19 protein-coding genes are annotated in these 21,634 nt (G+C 32.3%); 8 read left to right on the top strand and 11 right to left on the bottom strand.

From position 1 onward, the window contains the following. Positions 1-95: 95 nt before the first annotated feature. The 9 genes from JOOMADRAFT_RS11720 to hpt all read right to left on the bottom strand — a co-directional run bounded on the left by JOOMADRAFT_RS11720 (position 96) and on the right by hpt (position 8,300). The gene (locus JOOMADRAFT_RS11720; protein ID WP_008613621.1) at positions 96-791 is read right to left on the bottom strand and encodes a YjjG family noncanonical pyrimidine nucleotidase; all 696 of its coding nucleotides are present in this window, start codon (positions 789-791) and stop codon (positions 96-98) included. After that, complete coding sequence (locus tag JOOMADRAFT_RS11725; RefSeq protein WP_008613623.1) at positions 775-2,085, bottom strand: polysaccharide deacetylase family protein; 1,311 nt, start codon at positions 2,083-2,085, stop codon at positions 775-777. The genes JOOMADRAFT_RS11720 and JOOMADRAFT_RS11725 overlap by 17 nt, the downstream gene beginning before the upstream one ends. A 2-nt stretch (positions 2,086-2,087) precedes the next feature. After that, positions 2,088-2,786, bottom strand: coding sequence for a RadC family protein (radC, locus tag JOOMADRAFT_RS11730; RefSeq protein WP_008613625.1), 699 nt, complete (start codon positions 2,784-2,786; stop codon positions 2,088-2,090). Between the two features lie 194 nt (positions 2,787-2,980). After that, a complete protein-coding gene (locus tag JOOMADRAFT_RS11735; protein ID WP_008613627.1) occupies positions 2,981-4,342 on the bottom strand; it encodes a UDP-N-acetylmuramate--L-alanine ligase in 1,362 nt (453 codons plus the stop codon). Between the two features lie 132 nt (positions 4,343-4,474). Then, entirely contained in the window at positions 4,475-5,371 is an 897-nt protein-coding gene (locus tag JOOMADRAFT_RS11740; protein WP_008613629.1) for a tetratricopeptide repeat protein, read from the bottom strand. Positions 5,372-5,384: 13 nt separating this feature from the next. Further along, positions 5,385-5,906: a DUF4136 domain-containing protein gene (locus JOOMADRAFT_RS11745; protein ID WP_008613637.1), complete on the bottom strand. Its 522-nt coding sequence runs from the start codon at positions 5,904-5,906 to the stop codon at positions 5,385-5,387. 41 nt (positions 5,907-5,947) lie between these two features. Continuing rightward, entirely contained in the window at positions 5,948-6,961 is a 1,014-nt protein-coding gene (obgE, locus tag JOOMADRAFT_RS11750; RefSeq protein ID WP_008613638.1) for a GTPase ObgE, read from the bottom strand. Between the two features lie 232 nt (positions 6,962-7,193). Next, entirely contained in the window at positions 7,194-7,766 is a 573-nt protein-coding gene (locus JOOMADRAFT_RS20735; protein ID WP_008613639.1) for an adenylate kinase, read from the bottom strand. 3 nt (positions 7,767-7,769) lie between these two features. After that, positions 7,770-8,300, bottom strand: a complete 531-nt coding sequence (gene hpt, locus JOOMADRAFT_RS20740) for a hypoxanthine phosphoribosyltransferase (protein ID WP_008613640.1) — start codon at positions 8,298-8,300, stop codon at positions 7,770-7,772. A gap of 395 nt (positions 8,301-8,695) precedes the next feature. On the opposite strand from hpt, the gene JOOMADRAFT_RS11765 reads away from it, so the two are divergent. From JOOMADRAFT_RS11765 to JOOMADRAFT_RS11795, 7 genes are all read left to right on the top strand, one after another. Then, positions 8,696-9,850 (top strand): 5-(carboxyamino)imidazole ribonucleotide synthase, encoded by a 1,155-nt coding sequence (locus tag JOOMADRAFT_RS11765; RefSeq protein ID WP_008613641.1) that lies wholly within the window; start codon positions 8,696-8,698, stop codon positions 9,848-9,850. A gap of 79 nt (positions 9,851-9,929) precedes the next feature. Further along, entirely contained in the window at positions 9,930-10,415 is a 486-nt protein-coding gene (gene purE, locus JOOMADRAFT_RS11770; RefSeq protein WP_008613642.1) for a 5-(carboxyamino)imidazole ribonucleotide mutase, read from the top strand. 642 nt (positions 10,416-11,057) lie between these two features. Continuing rightward, positions 11,058-13,097 carry a M3 family metallopeptidase gene (locus JOOMADRAFT_RS11775; RefSeq protein WP_008613643.1) on the top strand — a complete coding sequence of 680 codons (2,040 nt, stop codon included), beginning with the start codon at positions 11,058-11,060 and terminating at the stop codon, positions 13,095-13,097. 165 nt (positions 13,098-13,262) lie between these two features. Continuing rightward, a complete protein-coding gene (locus JOOMADRAFT_RS11780; RefSeq protein WP_008613644.1) occupies positions 13,263-14,210 on the top strand; it encodes a GSCFA domain-containing protein in 948 nt (315 codons plus the stop codon). Position 14,211: 1 nt separating this feature from the next. Next, complete coding sequence (locus JOOMADRAFT_RS11785; protein WP_008613645.1) at positions 14,212-14,832, top strand: DUF4230 domain-containing protein; 621 nt, start codon at positions 14,212-14,214, stop codon at positions 14,830-14,832. A 180-nt stretch (positions 14,833-15,012) separates the two neighbouring features. Further along, entirely contained in the window at positions 15,013-15,513 is a 501-nt protein-coding gene (locus JOOMADRAFT_RS11790) for a DUF6978 family protein (protein WP_008613647.1), read from the top strand. Next, positions 15,510-16,292 (top strand): DUF1828 domain-containing protein, encoded by a 783-nt coding sequence (locus tag JOOMADRAFT_RS11795; RefSeq protein ID WP_008613649.1) that lies wholly within the window; start codon positions 15,510-15,512, stop codon positions 16,290-16,292. The genes JOOMADRAFT_RS11790 and JOOMADRAFT_RS11795 overlap by 4 nt, the downstream gene beginning before the upstream one ends. A gap of 94 nt (positions 16,293-16,386) precedes the next feature. Here JOOMADRAFT_RS11795 and JOOMADRAFT_RS11800 read toward each other — a convergent pair whose 3' ends face one another. Next, complete coding sequence (locus tag JOOMADRAFT_RS11800) at positions 16,387-18,066, bottom strand: XAC2610-related protein (RefSeq protein ID WP_157136679.1); 1,680 nt, start codon at positions 18,064-18,066, stop codon at positions 16,387-16,389. A 52-nt stretch (positions 18,067-18,118) separates the two neighbouring features. Then, on the bottom strand, positions 18,119-19,873 hold the full coding sequence (locus tag JOOMADRAFT_RS11805) for an aromatic amino acid hydroxylase (RefSeq protein WP_008613661.1): 1,755 nt from the start codon (positions 19,871-19,873) through the stop codon (positions 18,119-18,121). A 177-nt stretch (positions 19,874-20,050) separates the two neighbouring features. On the opposite strand from JOOMADRAFT_RS11805, the gene JOOMADRAFT_RS11810 reads away from it, so the two are divergent. Next, entirely contained in the window at positions 20,051-21,595 is a 1,545-nt protein-coding gene (locus tag JOOMADRAFT_RS11810; RefSeq protein WP_008613662.1) for a sulfatase family protein, read from the top strand. The last annotated feature ends 39 nt before the right edge of the window (positions 21,596-21,634 follow it).

Genomic DNA, 21,634 nt, shown 5'->3' on the forward strand with positions numbered 1-21,634 from the left:
AAAAAGCTACTAAGGATAAATAAAAAATAAGGGCTATATTTTTTGGTTAGTAGTAGCATTTAATTAAAACGAAATAAACAAGAAACTATTGCCCTTTAAAGATAGTTTTTTATTTGCTTTAATTTGTTAATTTTATGAGACTTAACTTTTACATAATCTTCTTTTGGAGTATAAAAAAGAGTATGCATTCCTATATTTTTAGCTCCTAAAATATCTGCTTCATAACTATCGCCAATCATTACAGAAACTTCGGGCTTTGCATTTGCTTGCTCCAATGCTTTCTCAAATATTATGGCATTAGGCTTTTTTACGCCAGCAGTTTCAGAATCCATAATTACTTGAAAATAATGATCAATTTTAGAATTTTTGAGTTTTTTTAGCTGCACTTCAGCAAACCCGTTAGTTATAATATGTAGTTTATAGTTAGGCTTTAAATAATCTAAGATCTCTATAGTATCTACAAAAAGGTGATTAAATGTTGCTAAGTTTTCAATATAATCGTCGCTGAGTTTATGAATCATCTCCTCATCAACTTTTATATTCAATTGGTCAAAAATTGTTTTTAAACGCTTGTAACGCAAATCTTCTTTGGAGATTTTATCTTCTTGATAAAGTTTCCAAAGTTCAATATTATACGGCACATATAGTTTAAAAAAATCTACGAGGTCGATTTCTAATTTATTTTCAGAAAATATTTTTTTATAAGTAAGTTCAGAATTCTTTTCAAAATCCCATAAGGTGTGATCTAAATCAAAGAAAACATCTGTAATCCCTTCATTCTTCAATATCATTTTTAGCACTCATTTTTAGGTAATTAACATATAATTCTTTCCAGGCATTTCTTTCATTCAGATTTAATACTTCATTAGAAAAAACAATATTAAAATCGCCATCAACTTCTCTAATTCTATTGGAAAGTTCTATTATCTTTTCTTCTACTTGAGAAATATTTTTAAACTTATATAAGGCTGTATACTGAATACAAAATGAATTTATCTGAATAGGTATTTGTTCTTCAAAGCTAATATCGTAAAAATAAAAAGGACTACAAGTACCTGCTCTAAATCCAGTTTTTCCAGTGTATCCCATGGAATAATCCTCATTAAAACCAGCATCCACCATGAGTCTATATGCATCTGGAATATTCAACCTATTAAAGCGTTGACGTACTCTTTTTACTGGTCTGTTAATAAAATTTATAAGTCTTTTTCGCTCTTTTTTTAAAGTTGTCAAATCTGACAACGATTTGTAAGAAGCCATTAAAGAAACAATACTATAATCGGCTACAGATTTTACCAAAGACCGAAACGTAGGGTTGATAACAGATATATTTTTATCGTAGGTAGAATAATCTGCCATTAAAAAGAAAAATATAGCAGGAACTTTATATTTTTTATGAAGTAAGGTTACATCATCAAAGAAATCATATGGATCTCTTCGGAAACGCAAAAGCACCAAATATCTTTCCACTAGCTTTTTTAATCTAAGGTTTAAAAGATCCAACAATGTTCCTCCCATTGTTCTTACAAATCCCTTTTTTAAATAGGCATATGCAACCGCAATATCCATTATAGAGGTTTGGTTATAGCTTTTTTTAGGGAAATTAATTTCTGGGAATTTCTCTTGAAGGGCTTCTTTTAATTTCTTAACCCACAAATCTACTACTGGAATTTCTAAAAATCCTTGCTGAAAAGCCAAACTTTCCTCCACCGGAAACCTTCCGTGCTCATCTTTTACATGCGGCAAATACTCTTCGTACCTACTTAACAAATAAAAACTCGCTGCAAAAATATCAAATGGAATTGCACACTTGTCATTTGTAGGAAAGAAACTCGGAATTCCATCCCATTTATGGATGTTAATTTCCACGTCAGAGATTCCTTGATCGAATAATAACTCATGACTTTTAATAAAAAATTCGCTTTGTAGTGGTTGTTTTGTATACGTAATCTTAGGCCCTTTGTGGGCTATAAAATCTTCCACTTTGGTTGTGATACTTATATCTATCAACAACATTTTTGTAAAAATGTGCCTCATAATATAAGTCAATCTCGGTGTAACTTTGTAGGTGTAAACTAGTAGCATTTTTATAAAAGTCCTTCGTCTGCAAAGCTAAAGTAAGATTTTTCAGTTACAATAAGATGGTCTAAGAGCTTAATATCCATTCCTGCACCCGCATTTTTTATTTTATTAGTAATTTCTTTATCTGCTTCACTAGCTATTAACGTTCCCGACGGATGATTATGAACCAATATCAAAGCGGTAGCATTAAGTTCCAAAGCTTTTTTAAGAGTGAGCCTCACATCCACTAAAGTTCCAGTAATTCCACCTTTACTTAACTGCAATGTTTGAATTATAGCGTTTGAATTATTTAAATATAAAATCCAGAATTCTTCATGTTGAAGCTCTCCTATTTTGGGTTGCATTAATTCAAAAACATGTTTACTGCTTTTAATCTTTTTAATTTCTTGTACCTCTTCTCCCCTCCTTCTCCTTCCTAATTCCAAACATGCAACAATACTTACAGCTTTGGCCTCTCCTATTCCTTTAAATTTCATAAGCTGATTAACATTTAACCGACCTAATTGATTTAAATTATTAGCTACCGAAGCTAAAATTCTCTTGGACAACTGTACTGCACTCTCATCTCTACTTCCGCTTCCTATTAATATAGCTATCAACTCGGCATCGGATAGTGCTTGCCGTCCTTTAGAGAGCAACTTCTCTCTAGGTCGATCGTCTACACTCCAGTTTTTAATCGAAAAGGAAGAGGGTTTTTCTTTCATGAATTAAATATAGTAAATTATCTCAAAAATGTAATTTATAATGAATAATAATACTATAAACTAAACCACTATGGACTCAAAGTCCATAGGTTTGATATAGTCTGAAAGTCTGTTTTGCCACGAATACACATATGATTTTAAAATGCAAACCAATATATATTCGTGTATTCGTGGTGTATAATAAGTTTTAGAAGCTAAAGCGGATGTACTAAAGCCTTAACTTCTTCTAAATCAAGACCTCCATAATTCCCGCTACTCATTAGCAATAAAGCTGAATTTTCTAATTTCAGATTAAATAAATACTCTTTAAAACTAGCAGGATTTGTGTAGACAATTAAATCTTCTCGGTTAAAAGCCTCTTCAATTTGAGACGCAGAAACTTCTTCTAATTGTTTAATTTTAACAGCTTCTGGGGAGAAAAACACCACTGCTATATCTGCATTATCAAGTGTATTTTTATATTCTTTTAAAAATGTTGCATTTAAGCTACTGTAAGTATGTAACTCTAAACAAGCAACCACTTTTCTCTCTGGAAATTGCTCTTTAACAGCAGTTAAAGTAGCCGCAACCTTACTTGGAGCATGGGCAAAATCCTTATAAATAACACTGTCTCCTTTTTCTGCTAATTTATCTAAACGTTTAAACGCTCCTTTAAAACTTGCAATAGCCTCATAAAAATCGTCTTCATCTACCCCCATGTGCTGACAAAGCCATTTGGCTCCTGCCAAATTATTTAAATTATGCCTTCCAAAAACCTCAATCGGCATAGCGCCTTCTGGAGTTTCTAAATAGGTTACACCGTCTTCAACAGTAAACTCTGGAGTAGAATATGGAATTTTTCGAATTTGATTTTCAGAAGCTTCCACTACGTTTACCACCTCAGCGTCTTCTTCATTATAGGTAATACTTCCCCCTTCAACAATTGAATCAACAAAAATTTTAAACTGCTCTACATAATTCTCAAAAGTTGGAAACACATTAATATGGTCCCAAGCAATCCCGCTTAACAACGCTATATTTGGTTGATAAAGATGAAATTTTGGTCGCCTATCTATTGGAGAAGACAAATACTCATCTCCTTCTAATACAATAAAATCATTTTCTTCGGTAAGTTTCACCATGGTATCAAAACCTTCAAGTTGAGCTCCTACCATGTAATCTACATCAATATCATGATAATGCAACACATGCAAAATCATAGAAGTTATAGTGGTTTTTCCGTGACTCCCACCTATTACAACTCGGGTTTTGTATTTACTCTGCTCGTAAATAAATTCTGGATACGAATATATTTTCAATCCCATTTCCTTTGCTTTCTTCAGCTCTGGATTGTCTGCTTTTGCATGCATTCCAAGAATTACAGCATCTAAATCTGCTGTAATTTTTTCTGGAAACCAACCAAAACTTTCTGGACATAAATCTTTAGCCTCCAAACGAGATTTGGAAGGTTCAAAAATAACATCGTCACTTCCAGTTATTTTATATCCTTTGTTATGTAAAGCAAGTGCCAAGTTGTGCATAGCACTTCCACCAATGGCAATGAAATGTATTTTCAATGTAGTAATTTTTAAATCGTATTCAGACTGTAAAGATAAAAGGACAATTTGCTATAGACAAACCTTCAGCAGAATATATTAATTCATTTAAAACCATTAATATCCGAGTAAAAATATAAATCAGCTTAAAAATTACAGGGCTTTAATTTTTTTATTTTCTGAAATAAAATCTTTTGAATTTGGGTTTCGCACTATGGCTTCTTCAATATAATAATTGGCTTTGTCCTTATTTTTTTGGTAACGGTACAGCACAGCCAACCTATAATAAACATCTTCTAACGGAATTATACTTTCTGGGGTATGAAGATTTTTATATACCAACATATGATCAATTCCAGTTTTTATTTGATACTTATATTGATAAGCAATATCTCCTATTTGATAATGAATATCTTTTCTTCTATAATTTTTATCAGGAAAACTATTTTTTGCCACCACATCCAAAGCTCTTTGATAATAAGTTGTAGCCAATTTTTCATTATTCCGTTCAGCTTCAATAAAGCCTTTAGATAAATAGCCTTCTATAGGAGCAATTGCAGATAATTCTTCAGAATATTGATACGCCTTATTATTACTCCCGCCTAATATTCCTGGAAGCTTAAGGTATAAATCTATAGAAGCCCAACGCACATCAAGGTGCTCTTCATCCAACGCACAAGCAATCTTAAAATGCTCCTTTACATCATCAAGAAGTGTTAACGCTCTTATTTTACTTTCCAAAGAAATCATCCCTAAAACACCGCCATACTTAAAATGGTAGTTGGCATTTTTAGGATCTTTATCAACTAAAATCTTATAATACTTTGCTGCAGCATCCCAATCTTTTTCAATTCCATAGACATCGCCTAAACGCTCTATTATTTTCGGGTCTGGATTTTTTTGGGAAGCTAAAAGCAATACTTCTTTTGCTTGAGCAATTTTATTAGACTTTATAAAAGAATTTGCCTTCTCTAAACTCGACTGCTGAGCAGAAACAATAAATCCAATCAATAAAAAAAGTAGTCCTAAGGATTTATTGTTAACAATCATTTGGAAGAAATTATTACTGTGGAGGATAATTAGAAAACACTTTATCTACAACTGCTTTTAGTTTGGCATCACGTATTTCTGGAGTCATTTGTTCAGAAATAGTTCCTTCACTTACTGCTTGCCAAATTAACTCGTCTTCAGTGGCATCTACTATATCAAATATAATTTCTCTATACTGCTCGGCACCGCCAACGGGAAGTCCTACAGAAACGCCTCCACCAATATTTCTTCCTGTACCTCCAATCCCAATTCCTACCGAACTATTGCTAGGTTTTGGTCGGGTTGAAGTTTTAATATTGATATAAATATCTGGCGTTGTAGAATACTCAAAACCGCGTGTTTGCAATAAACTATCTATATGTCTAAACAGTCGTTTATTATCTAGATCGCTTAAGCCACTTTCCATTTCTGGGTAATAATCGTAGCTTTTATAATTGGAAAAATCTTTTTTCTTATCGTAATCATACGCTACTTGAACGCTTCCACAAGCACACAAGATCAAGCAACAAAAAAATCCTAAAGATTTGGAATACATAGCCTTCTTTTTTGCTAAAATTAAGCAAAAAAAACTTGTATCTAGTCTTCTTCATTTTTATTCAACATAATCCACAATTTATCTTTTAATTGCTGAATCCCTTGTTGAGCTACAGAAGAAATAAACATATAATCTATTTCTTTAAAATTTTTATCGAGTTCTATTTTCATTTCGGATTTTAACTCATCGTCTAACATATCCGATTTTGAAATAGCTACCAAACGTTCCTTATCTAGTAATTCTGGATTGTATTTTTGAAGTTCGTTTAAAAGAATTTCATATTCTTTATAGATATCTTTTGCATCTGCTGGAACCAAGAATAACAAGGTTGAATTCCGCTCAATATGCCTTAAAAAGTAATACCCTAAACCTTTTCCTTCGGAAGCTCCTTCTATAATTCCAGGGATATCTGCCATTACAAAAGTCCTAAAATCTCTGTACTGAACAATTCCTAAATTAGGTTTTAGCGTGGTAAACTCATAGTCTGCAATTTTTGGTTTTGCTGAAGTAATTACAGAAAGTAAGGTAGATTTTCCTGCATTTGGAAAACCAACTAAACCAACATCGGCTAATAATTTTAGCTCTAATAAAATTTCTCGCTCTTCTCCAGGCAAGCCCGTTTGAGCATATCGAGGGGTTTGATTGGTAGCCGATTTAAAATGATTATTACCTAAACCACCTTTTCCACCTTTAGCGATGATTCTTTCTTCCCCATCTTCGGTAATTTCAAACAAAACCTCATTAGTTTCGGCATCCTTTACTTGAGTCCCCAGAGGAACTTTCATATAAACGTCTGCTCCATCGGCACCTGTACTGGTTTGTTTACTCCCATGTTCTCCATGCCCTGCTTGGTACACTCTTTTAAATTTAAAATGAAAAAGTGTCCAAAGATTTTTATCTCCCTGAATTATTACATGACCTCCACGACCACCATCTCCACCATCTGGCCCACCATAAGCTACATATTTTTCCCTGCGTAAATGTGCGGATCCCTGCCCACCTTTACCAGATGTCACTCTAATCTTTACATAATCTGTAAAATTCCCTTCTGTCATTTAAATATGTTTTTGTATTGTAAAATTGATTAGCTGTCCAATTTTATACTAAAAATTCTTCACTATGTTTTTCAAAAAAATACGCTCTCATAATTCTTAAATTCAGAGAGCGCTCACTATATATAAAGCTTAATAAACTCTTTGAAGGAGTTTACATTTTGATGTAATATTATAATACCTCATGACTTATTTAGTCAACCTCGTTTAAACAAACTCAAGGTAGTTACAATCATTAAAGCGTAGCAATAACTTTACTCAAACGCTCTGTAATATCTTCAATAGATCCAATTCCGTTTACACTGTGGAATTTATCTTGCTTCTTATAATACTGCATCAAAGGAGCTGTTTTCTCGTTGTATTCGTCAAAACGATTTCTAATTTTACTTTCGTCTTGATCATCACTTCTTCCGCTTACTTTCCCACGTTCTAATAGGCGTTGGATTAAAACTTCATCATCTGCCTCTAACGCTATTGTTGCATCAATTTTCATTTCTTTTTCTTCCAACAAATCGTCTAGAGCTTCTGCCTGTGCATTTGTTCTTGGAAAACCGTCAAAAATAAAACCACTAGCGTCCGGATTTTTCTCTACTTCAGCTTTAAGCATGTTAATAGTTACTTCATCTGGAACCAACTCTCCCTTGTCAATATATGACTTAGCTAGTGTACCTAATTCAGTGCCGTTTTTAATATTAAATCTGAAAACATCGCCGGTAGATATATGCTTTAAATTGTATTTCTCTTTTAAAAAATTAGCTTGTGTACCTTTACCTGCTCCTGGTTTTCCGAACAGTACTAAATTGATCATATTTTATTCTTTTATTTTATATACTTCTGGTAAATTTCTTCCTAATTCGTCATAATCAAGCCCATAACCTACAATAAACTTGTCGGGAATTTCAATCCCAACATAATCAATATTATACTCCCCGCTATATATTTCTGGTTTGTAAAACATAGATGCTATTTTAAACCTCTTTACATTAATTTGAGAAAACATAGAGACCAGTTCTTTTACGGTATTTCCAGTGTCAATAACATCCTCTAAAATAACAACACTTCTTTCCTCTACAGTATCTGGAACATCTAAAAGTGTTTTTACTATTCCTGTAGACGACATCCCTCGGTAAGAACTTAATTTAACAAAAGTAATCTCACAATCTTGGTCGTAATGCTTCATAAAGTCTGAGGCAAACATAAAAGCACCATTTAACACACATATAAAAATAGGTGTCTCATCTTTAAAATCGGCTTTTACCTTTTCCACCATCTTTTTTATGGCAGCATCTATTTCTTCTGCAGAAATAAAAGGTTCAAAATATTTATCGTGAAGCTTAATCAATCTCCTAAAAATTATAAAGTTGCAAAGATACCATTTAGATTTTTGTTTTCCTTTAAATTTAATCGTTTTCAGCAATAATTACACTTTTTTCACAAAAAAATCGCTCTTTTATATAGTTATAACCAAATAGTTAGCATTTAATTGCTTAAAACTTAATTTTTAAAAGCCTCTCAAACAAAAGTGTATTCTTACGCTCTAATGAACTACTTCAGGGCAAGCCCATGAGGTATCAGACAAAACAACCTTAATTTATTTAGACACAGCAAATCGGAGAATTAAACCCTCTGTGAGGGATTAATTATGTAGATTTCATATTTAGCCATACTTTTGCAAAATCAAATTTGTATTTACAATTTGTAGCAGAAACATACAGTCAGTTTTAAAAATATAAGAACATGAACTACTTTTCATCAGATTTTAAACTTGGTATTTTAGGCGGTGGACAACTTGGTAAAATGATGCTTTACGAAACAAGAAAGTATGATATCCAAACCCTTGTGCTAGATCCAAGTAATGATGCTCCTTCTAGAATAGCTTGTAATGAATTTTTCCAAGGCGATTTAATGGATTACGACACAGTTTATGAGTTCGGAAAAAAAGTAGATGTTTTAACTTTTGAAATTGAAAATGTAAACGTTGACGCACTAGCACAATTAGAAAAAGAAGGAAAAACTGTTTTTCCTTCTGCTAAAACATTAAAAACCATCAATAATAAAGCTACACAAAAACTGTTTTATGTTGATCACCAAATTCCAACAGCCGATTTTAAACGCTTTGCTTATCCTGATGAAATACTAAATGCTGTTAAAAACGAATCTCTAGCCTTTCCTTTTGTATGGAAAAGCGCTCGTTTTGGTTATGATGGTCAGGGTGTAAAAGTAATTAGAACTTATTCTGATTTGGAAGGTTTACCAGAGGGTGAGTGTATTGCTGAAAAAATGATTCCTTTTAAAAATGAATTGGCAGTAATTGTGGCACGTGATAGCAAAGGGAATGTAAAAACATATCCAGTAGTAGAAATGGAGTTTCATCCAGAAGCCAACCAAGTGGAATATGTAATTTGTCCAGCTCGTATTAGTGAAGAAGTTGCAAAAAAAGCACAGCTCATTGCTTTAAAAGTTTCTAAAGCTTATGAACATGTTGGACTTTTGGCTGTTGAAATGTTTCAAACAGAAAACGATGAAATCTTAGTAAATGAAGTAGCTCCACGCCCTCATAACAGTGGACATTACAGTATTGAAGCCAGCTATACCAATCAATTTGAACAACAAATTCGTGCTATTTTAGGACTTCCATTAGGCAACACAGAAAGTAAGGTAGCAGGTATTATGGTTAATTTGGTAGGGGATGAAAACTATACTGGTTCTGTTGTATACAAAAACATTGAAAAAATTATGGCAATGGAAGGGGTTACACCACATATTTACGGAAAACGAGAAACACGTCCGTTTAGAAAAATGGGACACGTAACTATTGTAAATAAAGATATAGCCAAAGCTAGAGAAATAGCAGAACAGGTAAAGAAAAGTATTAGGGTTATTGCTGAATAAAATTATTTAAGACGATAGGCAGTAGGCAATAGGCAATAGGCAATAGGCAATTTTAAATTAAGAATACAAATTTTAAAAAATGGCAAAAGTAGCAGTTATCATGGGGAGCACGAGTGACCTCCCAGTAATGCAAGACGCAATAGATGTTTTAAAAGAATTAGGAATTGAAGTAACGGTAGATATAGTTTCTGCACACCGTACGCCAGAAAAAATGTACGACTTCGGTAAGAATGCTCATAAAAATGGGATTTCTGTAATTATTGCTGGTGCTGGTGGTGCTGCGCATTTACCAGGAATGGTAGCTTCGCTATCTCCGCTTCCTGTAATTGGGGTTCCTGTAAAAAGTAGTAACTCTATCGACGGATGGGATTCTGTGCTTTCTATACTTCAAATGCCTGGAGGCGTTCCTGTTGCCACTGTAGCGCTTAATGGAGCTAAAAATGCTGGTATTCTAGCCGCTCAAATTATAGGCTCTGCAGACCTTTCTGTTCAAAACAACATAGTAGCCTACAAAGAATCTTTAAAAGAGAAAGTTATAAAAGGTGCAGAAGAAATAAAAAAATAGGCTCTGAGGGTAAGCCTATTTTTTTTAAAAATCCAATACATTACTGTTTAGGGGATTTACACAGCGTATTAAAAGAGTAGGTTTGGTGTGTATCTTATATTATTATTTTAACTTTAAATTCCTCTTCAACAACCTCACCTACGAAGCTGTATTTCTTATGGTTTTTTTATTTGAAAAAAGTTTCACTAAAATCGATTATGTGCTTAATTAATACGTTGTAATGATGAAAATGAATAAAAAGAGGATTTTAGTAATACTGTTTCTTTAAACTGCTAATTTTATAATATTTAGTCTTTTTTCTTATAGCAAAGTGGTCTTGTATTTTTACTCGGACATTCAGATTTATAACTTAGTTCCCTTGAAGAGAGAGGGTCCTACAAAACAACTTTAATTACTTTTAAAGCATTTAAAATTTTATATTTTGTTGTTTTAAAAAATGTTAATCATTCTTTAAGCGACCTATCTATTTTAGAGAAAGTTTATTACTTTGTAAATAAAAGAACCTCGGTGCAAGCACATGGGGTATTCAAACAGAACAAATTTAACCCATTTCGAGGTAGAGCACATCGATTAACTCTGGACGGACTTTGGGAAAATAAAAACCCTCTATGAGGGATTCAATTATCTTATAAAAATTAGAACATGGCAAATTTGCTTAATCATACATTTACAACGCCTTATCAAACGGCTCCTTTTTCAGCAATAAAAAACGAAGATTTTCTTCCTGCAATTCAAGAAGAGATTAAAAAAACAAAATCCGAAATTGATGAGATTACATCAAATTCGGAAACTCCTACTTTTGAAAATACTATTGAAGCTCTTGAATTTTCGGGAGCTCAATTAGATAGAGTTACTTCCATCTTTTTTAACTTGAACAGCGCCGAAACCAATGAGGAAATTCAGAAATTAGCACAAGAAATCTCTCCTCTTTTATCGGAATTTGGAAATGACATCCGTTTAAACGAACAACTTTTTAAAAGAGTAAAAGCGGTTTGGGAAGCTCGCAAAGAACTTACGCTTTCTAAAGAACAGCAAATGCTTTTGGAAAAAACGTATAAAGGTTTTTCTAGAAATGGAGCAAATCTCCCTGAAGAAAAGAAATCCATTTTAAGAGATATCGATAAGAAATTATCCCAACTAAGTTTAAAATTTGGCGAAAATGTACTAGCAGAAACCAATGCTTTTGAACTTCATATTACTAATGAAGAAGAATTAAAAGGACTTCCAGAAAGTACGTTGGAAGCAGCTGCCGACGAAGCTAAATCTCGCAATAAAGATGGATGGGTTTTTACACTCAATTACCCTAGCTATATTCCTTTAATGACGTATGCTGAAAACAGAGAACTCCGCAAAAAAATGTCGTTTGCATTTGGAAGCAAAGCATTTCAAGGGAACGAGTATGACAACCGAGAAAATGTAAAACAAATTGTTCGATTAAGACAGCAAAGAGCAGCATTATTAGGTTATAAAACCCATGCGCATTTTATTTTGGAAGAACGCATGGCAAAATCTCCAGAAAAAGTAACTACTTTTTTAGAAGAGCTTTTAGAAAAAGCAAAACCTGCGGCTCAACGAGAATTTAAACAATTAGAAAACTTTGCCAAAGAAGAAAACGGACTTGAAAAGCTCGAAAAATGGGACGGGGCTTTTTATACAGAAAAGCTAAAACAAAAGCTTTTTAATTTAGATGATGAAAAACTCAAGCCTTATTTTAAATTAGAAAATGTTATTGATGGTGTTTTTACGGTTGCTGAAAAATTATATGGTCTTCAATTTGAAGAAACTAAGGAAGTAGACACCTATCATAAAGACGTAAAAACGTACAAAGTTTTAGACGAAAACGGCGAATTAACCGCTATTTTTTATGCGGATTTCCACCCACGTCCTGGAAAAAGAAATGGCGCTTGGATGACCGTTTATAAATCGCAATGGAAGAAAAATAACGACAACTCTCGTCCTCATATTTCTATTGTTTGCAATTTTACTAAACCTACCGCTTCTAAACCTTCATTACTTACTTTTAACGAAGTAACTACATTATTTCATGAATTTGGACACGCCTTACATGGAATGCTAGCAAATACCACCTATCCTAGCCTAAGTGGAACTAGTGTATATTGGGATTTTGTAGAACTTCCTAGCCAAGTTTTAGAAAACTGGTGTTATGAAAAAGAGGCTTTAGAAATTTTTGCAAGACATTACCAAACTAATGAGGTTATTCCAATGGAATTTGTTACAAAAATAAAGGAATCGGCTACTTTTATGGAAGGAATGCAAACGCTACGCCAATTAAGTTTTGGAATGCTAGACATGAGTTGGCACGGTATTGACCCAAGTACTATTGAAGATGTAAAGGCGCATGAAAGTAAGGTTTTTGAAGCAACGAGTTTATATCCAGAAACTCCAGAAACATGTATGAGTACAGCTTTTTCACATATCTTTCAAGGTGGTTATTCTGCTGGGTATTACAGCTACAAATGGGCAGAAGTTTTAGATGCCGATGCTTTTGAGTTTTTTAAAGAAAAAGGTATTTTCAGTAAAGAAGTAGCTCAGAAATTTAAAGAAAATGTACTTTCTCAAGGAGGGACAGAAAACCCAATGGAGTTGTACAAACGCTTTAGAGGAAAAGAGCCACAACCAGAAGCTTTATTACGTAGAGCAGGATTGATTGAGAAAAAATAAAGCCCCTCATTGAGGGATTTTATTATGAGCATAGCCTGTGTTTAGCTTAGCTAAAAATCACTTCCACATGAGTGGATCAATAAAGCAAAGGTGTTAAAAGGTTCTGATTTCTCACATAACTATATAAGATGTTAAAAATCAATTATTTATCATAGAATAATTCGCATGAAACTACAAACACAAATTCCATTAAAACCACTAGAAAACTCAATAGATTATAATGCTAAAGTGTTTTTAATGGGATCTTGTTTTGTAGAGAATATTGGAAAAAAATTTTCGTATTATAAATTTCAATCGCTTGTCAATTCATTTGGAATTATTTTTCATCCAAAAGCGATTGAAAATTTAATTTCCAGAATAATTCAGCAAAAAAAGTTCACCAAAGAAGATGTTTTCTTTTTAAATGAACGCTGGCACTGTTTTGAAGTTCATTCGGTATTGAGTAATCCCTCCGAAGAAATATTTTTAAACAAGCTCAATGAAATTCTAGAAGAGTCATTTTCTTTTTTAAAAACAGCCTCTCATATAGTTTTTACTTTGGGTACTGCTTGGGGTTATGAGAATAAAGAAAGTGCTAATTTAGTTGCTAACTGCCATAAGGTACCGCAAAAAAACTTTAATAAAGTACTTTTTAATGCAATTGAGATTGAAGCATCTCTTAAAATAATTACCCGTTTAATAAAAGAAATCAACCCTAAAGCTGCTATACTATTTACGGTTTCTCCAGTGAGACACCTTAAAGATGGTTTTATAGAAAATCAACGTAGTAAAGCGCATTTAATAACTGCAATCCACCAAATTATAGAAAAGGATACTTCCATTTCTTACTTTCCTTCTTACGAAATTATGATGGATGAATTACGAGATTATCGTTTTTATGCAGAAGACATGATACATCCTAACAAAACGGCCATAAATTACATTTGGGAAAAGTTTAAAGAAACAGCCGTTGCTTCTTCTTGTACAAATACGATGAAGGAGGTTGAAAAAATTCAAAGCGGATTATCACATCGTCCTTTCAATACGGAAAGTGATGAATTTAAAAAATTTCAAGAAAAACTTCAGCAGAAAATTGTGTATCTTTCAGAAAAACATCCACATATAACATTCTAATATGCGAAAAGTTCTTTTCGGAATTATCATCACTTTACTTATTTTATGGACGTATCAATTGTACAAACGCTATGATGAACGTTCTAAATACCTAAAAGAAAATACCGCTTTAATTCAGCAAGAAATAAAAAATGTTAGCAAATTAATTGTTACTGAAGGACACTTTTCACAAGTATATAATTACAAACAATCAGAAAAAATATTTGCTAATTTATTAACTACCGAAAAAAAGGCATTGGTAGTAGTAAATGCAGAAGTAACAGTTGCTTACGACCTCAGTAAAATAAATTTTGATGTAGATGAAGAACATCAAACTCTTTATATTACCGATATCCCAGCTCCTGAAATTAAAATTTTCCCCGACTTAAAATACTACGATATTTCTGGAGATTATTTGAATCCGTTTAACGCAAACGATTTTAATAAAATAAAAGATGAAGTCCATATTGCCATTGGAAAAAGAATTGATAATTCTAACCTAAAAGAAAATGCTGAAAACAGATTAATTAGCGAATTATCTCGCTTCTATGTTCTCACAAATTCTTTAGGATGGAAATTGGTTTACAATAAACAAACAATTACAGACGGAAAAGAATTAGAAAAACTCAATTTTAAGCAATAATCATGCATAAATTCTCTATATTTAAGAAATTATACTAAGACAATAATGACTTTGAAAGGTAAAAGAATAAATATAGCTACGGTGATTATGTGCATATCTACAGTAGTAATTTTGGTATATATAGCAGGGTACTTTTTAGGAAAGACTTTATATTATGTCTTACATTAAGTTGTAAGAAATATGCTAACTAACCAAGAGGCAAAATATCTATTGGATTTAGAAAAGGTTTTAATCAACCCGAATCAAACAATAGACCTATCGAAAAAGAAAAATAGATTGGAATTGATTTCTCATCAAGATTCAGACCACAACTTTTTGGTTGAAATTACAACCAACCAGAAAATAATACTTAAAACTTCGATACATCATTTAGAAAGTAACTTTTATGTTGGGCTTTTAAGAATTGATTACAGAGGAGGACATCACAATCCTACAAATATACTACCAACTTTACCTGATATTCTAATTCCGTATGCAGATAAATGGTTTAATCCAACCGAATCTCATATGCACATTTATGTTGAAGGTTACAGACCTTTGGCTTGGGCAATTCCATTATCTGATATTGATTTCCCTATTAAAGATATTACTCAACCATCTGACTTATCGGATTTAATATTTAACTTTGCCCGAAGAATAAATTTAAAATCATTAATTAATATTCAACAATCAATACTTTGAATTGGGTAAATACATATGTGGACAATTATTACAATTGGTTAAGAGAAAAAACTTTTATCCAAAAGGACTCTACCACCGATTGGCATCTAATAAATACCCCTTTTGTTGGAGCATTTAATGACACGATTGAGATTTATGCTCAAAAAAATGGAAATCATTTAAAATTAAGCGATAATGGAGAGACAATGTCTAATTTAGAACTTCAAGGTCTACATATTCAAGGTTCAAAAAGACGTAGAGCAATTTTAGATACAATACTTTTAAACTATGGGGTTAGAGCAGAAAATGATGAATTAACTATTGAAGCAAACAGTGATAATTTTTCACAATCAAAGCATAACTTTCTTTCAGCAATAATTGAGATCAATGATTTATATGTATTATCAAAACATAATGTTGCTTCTATTTTCAAAGAAGATGTTAGGGATTATTTAGATTCTCTAGATATAATTTATACCCCTGATTTTATATCTAAAGGGACAACAGGATTGGAATTTAATTTTGATTTTCAAATTGCAAAAAAAGATAAAGAAATTGTCATTAAATCATTTAATACAATTAACAAATCGAATTTACCAACCTTTCTTTTTTCATGGGACGACATAAAACCAGTTCGAGAGAAAATCACAAAAAAGAATGTAAACGCAATTGCTATCATCAATGACATAGGTAAAGAAATTAAAATGGAATTTTTAGATGCACTTAAAGCGAAAAATGCTAACTATATTCTGTGGTCTGAACGTGAATCGGAAAAAAGTAAAGAACTTATATCTGTTTAAAGTACTACTTAACAATAGTATTAGTTATTGCTAAAAAATACAACTACTCATAGCTGAGACCAAAATAACCACACACTTTTCAAACAGTCAAAAATTAATTTTTGATTCTTTCCTTCACCCAATTCAAAAATTCGTTTTTAAAATCTTTTACATCCCAAGATTTTCCCTTAGCCATATCATTACTCTTTTCTACAACCGAATTATTTTCGGTTTTCTGATAATGAATACTAATTTTTCCGTCAGAAGAGGTACTCCAGTAGGTTTCTTTGTATAAAATCATGCCGTTATCTCCAATTTTAACAATTCGGGCACTATAATTACCTCCTCCAGTTTTAGAAGTATAAATAGCCGACTTATTATCTTTATCAATTAAAATATACGGTGCCATTGAAGGACCTGTAAAAGCTTCATTTTTAACAAAAGTATTCGACTCAGGATTGTACAAATAAACAGCATACGTAGCATTTCTATTTAAATCAAACCCTTCTGGAAAACTCAAATCTGTATACCCATCAAAGTTTATATCGAAATCGGAAACCTTATAATCTTGCTCAGATAAATCGCCAATATTAATTGGCTTTTTAATAGGCGAAAGAGGAGCTTCAAAAACAAAAGTAGTATCTTCAACCTTTATCAATTCCTTCTTTGACACAGAAACTTCAATAGTAGTTGGATTGGCATTTGTTTTTCGCGTATACCGGACCGAATATCGCCATTTAGTATCCATTTTATTAATAGAAAAAGGCTTACTATAAACAAAAAATGTAGTGTCTATTAAAGACCTATAATACTGAGGATAGGTGTTTTCAAGGTTAAAAGAATCTATTGCTTTTAGCGTAAATTTAAAGTCCTTATTATAATGATATTGCTTAATTATTGAATCTATGTTATATGCCACTACATGCTTAGAATTTTTGTCTTGTTTTTCTGAAACTTCAAAAGTTTTAAAAACCGAATCATTGACAAATGCACTAGAATATTTGGTAGTTTTATCTATAGATTCACTTTTTCCACTAAGCGTAATATTAGTTAATACACTTGCAGTATCTTGAATAATTAATTTTTCGAGCACACTAGTACTGTCCACAAAATAATAGGTGTTTAAAGCAGTAGCATCTTGTATATCTAACAACCCATTTGAACGATAAATTCTAGCGCCGCTAGCCAAGGTATCTAAAATAGAATCTCCTTTAATTAACCTATCTTTTCTAATGGTAAAAAACTTATTCTTATTCTCTACAGTATATTTAAATTCTTTTTTTGGTAACAAATCGTAGTAAAAATTTGCGGTGCGTGTTGCTTTTCTTATAGAAATTGGGGTGTCTCCAAAATCAATATCGTAGGCACTAAAATTAGCATTTGTTACACTGTGTGTGTATATTTTATAACGATTCTTAGAAGATTTATCTATTCTAAAAACATTTCCATCAATTCGAGAAGTAATTGTTTTATTATCCTTAATAATAGCAGTTTGTTTAAACTCTTGTAATTTTCCTAAATGTTTTACTTTTCCGTAAAGATTCATCACTATAAAAGCAGAATCTTTTGGTCTTTTTATTTTTGCCAGATAGTAAATAGAGTCTTCTGTTGAGAGTTGGTTATTCTTAGCTCTCAACATATCTTTAACCCGCTGCTCATCTGTAATTACTCGTTCTTTCTTTTGAAGAAGTCTTAGAGAATCGGCTTCTGTAGCCAGTCTAGTTTTATGAGTGTCATCATTTTTACATGCTACATTAGCCAAAATGAAACCGATAATAAATAAGTATTTTTTCAAACTAAATAAGTAATTGAATTTGGATAAAAATATAAAATCTTTTTAAAGCGACCTATTTCACCAATGCATCGTTTACTAATGAAATCCCATCGTCTATTAAATGCCCTACTGTAGGTCGGTTTCTTTTTACCGATTCGAGATGATTCAGAATTTCCTCAGAAAAATCATCATCTCCATTATTTTTTGCAAGTTCATAAAGCTCAACAGACAACAACCAGTCCTCTGGATAAAATTCTTGTAATTGCTCAAAAACCTTATGTCTTGAAATCGTTTTATTTTCCCCTTCCCTATATTCGCGCACTTGTAAATATAACGTTTCAAGCATCTTGGTATTATTATTTTTTTGCTTTTTTGTTTCTTCAGAATGGCTATGTGTTATTAAATCAAAACTATTTACATCTGCGGGGCCATTATAAGCGGAGATTGCTTCTTTCCCAACAGCAAGATTATAAATACCTTGTGAAGGTTCAAATAAAACTTCGCCTTTATGTTTTACAGTACAATTATCAAAACTAATAAGTATAATTTTACCCATTAAATTCCGAGTTCCAGTAATAATAGTTCCAGAAACAGTTACACCGCCTTCAAACTCCAAATCCACCTGATGTCCTTCATAAATATTATACGCCTTTAAATCTCTAGGGCTCATATCTTCAATAGCTAGGTTTATCCCCTTAAGTTTTCCTAACGGACTCCCAAATCCTTGTTGATACTTTTCTATTCCGTGCCCAACCAATTCTTTGTCTCTGTAAGAAAGCGCTGTCTCTTTTTCTGTTTGAAAATAAATAGGCTTCCCTTCAAACTCGATTACATTTGAAAAAGTTCCTGAAATCTGAATTCCAGTACTTAATTCCACCGTTCCTAAAGCGTTAGAATTTATTAGTTTTAGCATCCCTTTCAAGCCTCCTTTTCGGAGCGCCATTGTATTAGCAAATTCTTCCAAAATCAAACTTAGATATGCAAAATCTGGAGTAATATAAAGCTGCGGTTGTGGTTTTGTAATATCAAAATCTTGGTATGCCGCCTGCATATTATATGGTACTTTTTTTACAGCATCCGTCATACACCACTTACTTTCTCCAATAGAAGACAATAAACCAGCACCATAAATTTTTGGATTATCAAATGTTCCAATTAAACCATACTCAACCGTCCACCAATGTAAATTTCTGATTAAAGACATTTCACTAGGCTCTCCCATATTCTGCTGCAAATCTTCCACTCGCTTTTCAGCTTTTTCAATTTCGGAAGCAGTAGTTCCATCGGCTTCTTTTATAATAGAAAGATGGCGTATAGCCTCATACATTTCATAATCTTTTGCACTAGAAATTGCTTTACATCCAATCTCTCCAAAACGTCTTAAATACTCTGCATACTCTGGATTTGCAATAATAGGTGCATGTCCTGCCCCTTCATGAATAATATCTGGTGCAGGGGTGTATTCTATATTTTCAAGCTGTCTAATATCCGAAGCTATTACTAACACATTATAAGCTTGGAACTCCATAAAAGCATTTGGAGGGATAAAACCATCTACTGCAACGGCTGCCCATCCTATGTCTTTCAATATTCTATTCATTCCATACATACTTGGAATTCGATCGATAGAAATCCCTGTTTTTTGCAAACCTTCTGTATATGATTTATGCGCAACCTTACTTAAATAATTCACATTCTTACGCATCACATAACGCCACACCGCTTGATTTATAGAAGTGTAATCGTTATAGTTCTGAGGCTTTATAAATTGCTTTAAATGTTTTGGTAAACGATCTAATAATGGATTGCTTTTATAACCGGTTTGCATATGCTTTGTTTTAGATTTTTAAAAATACAAAACCTTACGAAAACGTTGTCTTAAAATGAACACAAAGATATTTTTCAACTCAAATAATGCTATTAGACTTAAAATTAGTTTGTTAAAAAAATTCTCAACCTAATCTAAAAATTATTACTTTTATCAAACTTTACCAAAATTCATAAAATGAAAGCTAATAAAAGAACAAAACTTATTTTTAACACTGTATTTATTTACGTTTTTATTTCTATATTTCTTATAAGTTGTAAAAAAGAAACTTCAGAAGAGAAAATAGAAAGTACCAAAAGTCCTAATGTTGTAATTATTTATATGGACGATTTAGGATATGGAGACGTTAGTTTTAATGGCGCTTCAACTATACACACTCCAAACATGGATAAACTTGCTAATAATGGAGTTATATTTACCAATGGATATGCTGCTGCTTCAACATGTACCCCAAGTAGGTATTCTTTATTAACAGGAGTATATCCTTGGCGAGAAAAAGATGCTAAAATATTACCAGGAACAGCGCCATTACTTATAAAACCAAATCAAGTTACACTTCCTAAAATACTTAAAAGTAAAGGATATCATACAGGAATTGTAGGGAAATGGCATCTAGGATTAGGCACAGGAATTATAGATTGGAATGAAACAATAAAACCCAGCCCTAATGAAGTTGGCTTTGATTATTCTTATATAATGGCAGCAACTCAAGATAGAGTTCCTACTGTTTATATAAAAAACGGAGATGTAGTTGGACTAGAGAAAGAAGACCCGATTGAAGTTAGTTATGAACAAAACTTTGATGGGGAACCAACAGGAAAAGAAAATCCGGAATTGACAAAAATGAAATGGCACCATGGACATAATAATAGTATTGTAAATGGAATTCCTAGAATCGGTTTTATGAAAGGTGGTGAAAAAGCCAAATGGATTGATGAAGATATGGCTGATAATTTTTTAAATGAAGCTAAAAATTACGTAAAAGAACATAAAGAAAAACCCTTTTTTCTATACTACGCACTGCAACAACCCCATGTTCCAAGAACTCCAAATAAACGCTTTGTAGGAAAATCTGGAATGGGACCAAGAGGAGATGTAATCCTTGAAGCGGATTGGTGTGTGGGAGAATTTGTAAAAACCCTTGAAGAACAAGGAATATTAGAAAACACTCTTATTATTTTTTCTAGTGATAATGGCCCTGTTATAAATGATGGTTATTATGATGAAGCAGAAGAAAAAATTGGAAATCATAACGTAACAGCAGGATTAAGAGGAGGAAAATATAGCCTTTATGAAGCTGGAACTAGAGTCCCATTTTTTACATATTGGAAAGGAACAATAAAACCTGGAGTTTCTGACGCAATAGTAAGTCAGATTGATATTTTTTCTTCGATTGCTAAGTTGATTGGAAGCAGTGAAAAAACCAATGATAGTGTAGACTTATTAGCTGAATTCTTAGGGAACTCAGAAGTAGGAAGAGAAAACATCATACTTCAAGGGTCTTATGGAACTTTTATAAGAGAAAATGAATGGGTAATGATTCCAAAAAATGACACAGCGCCCTCTTTTATAGAAACCGTAAAAATTGAAACTGGAATTTCTAAAGAAGATCAACTATATAACTTAAAAGAAGATTTCGGTCAGCAAGAAAACGTAGCTAGCAAATATCCAGAAAAATTAAAGGAATTAAAGGAGAAGTATGAATTGATCCGATATAATTAATCTGAAAAAACAATTATAAAAAAAACTGAGTCAGTCTCA

The sequence above is a fragment of the Galbibacter orientalis DSM 19592 genome (genome assembly GCF_000260115.1).
GTDB classification, from domain to species: Bacteria; Bacteroidota; Bacteroidia; order Flavobacteriales; family Flavobacteriaceae; genus Galbibacter; species Galbibacter orientalis.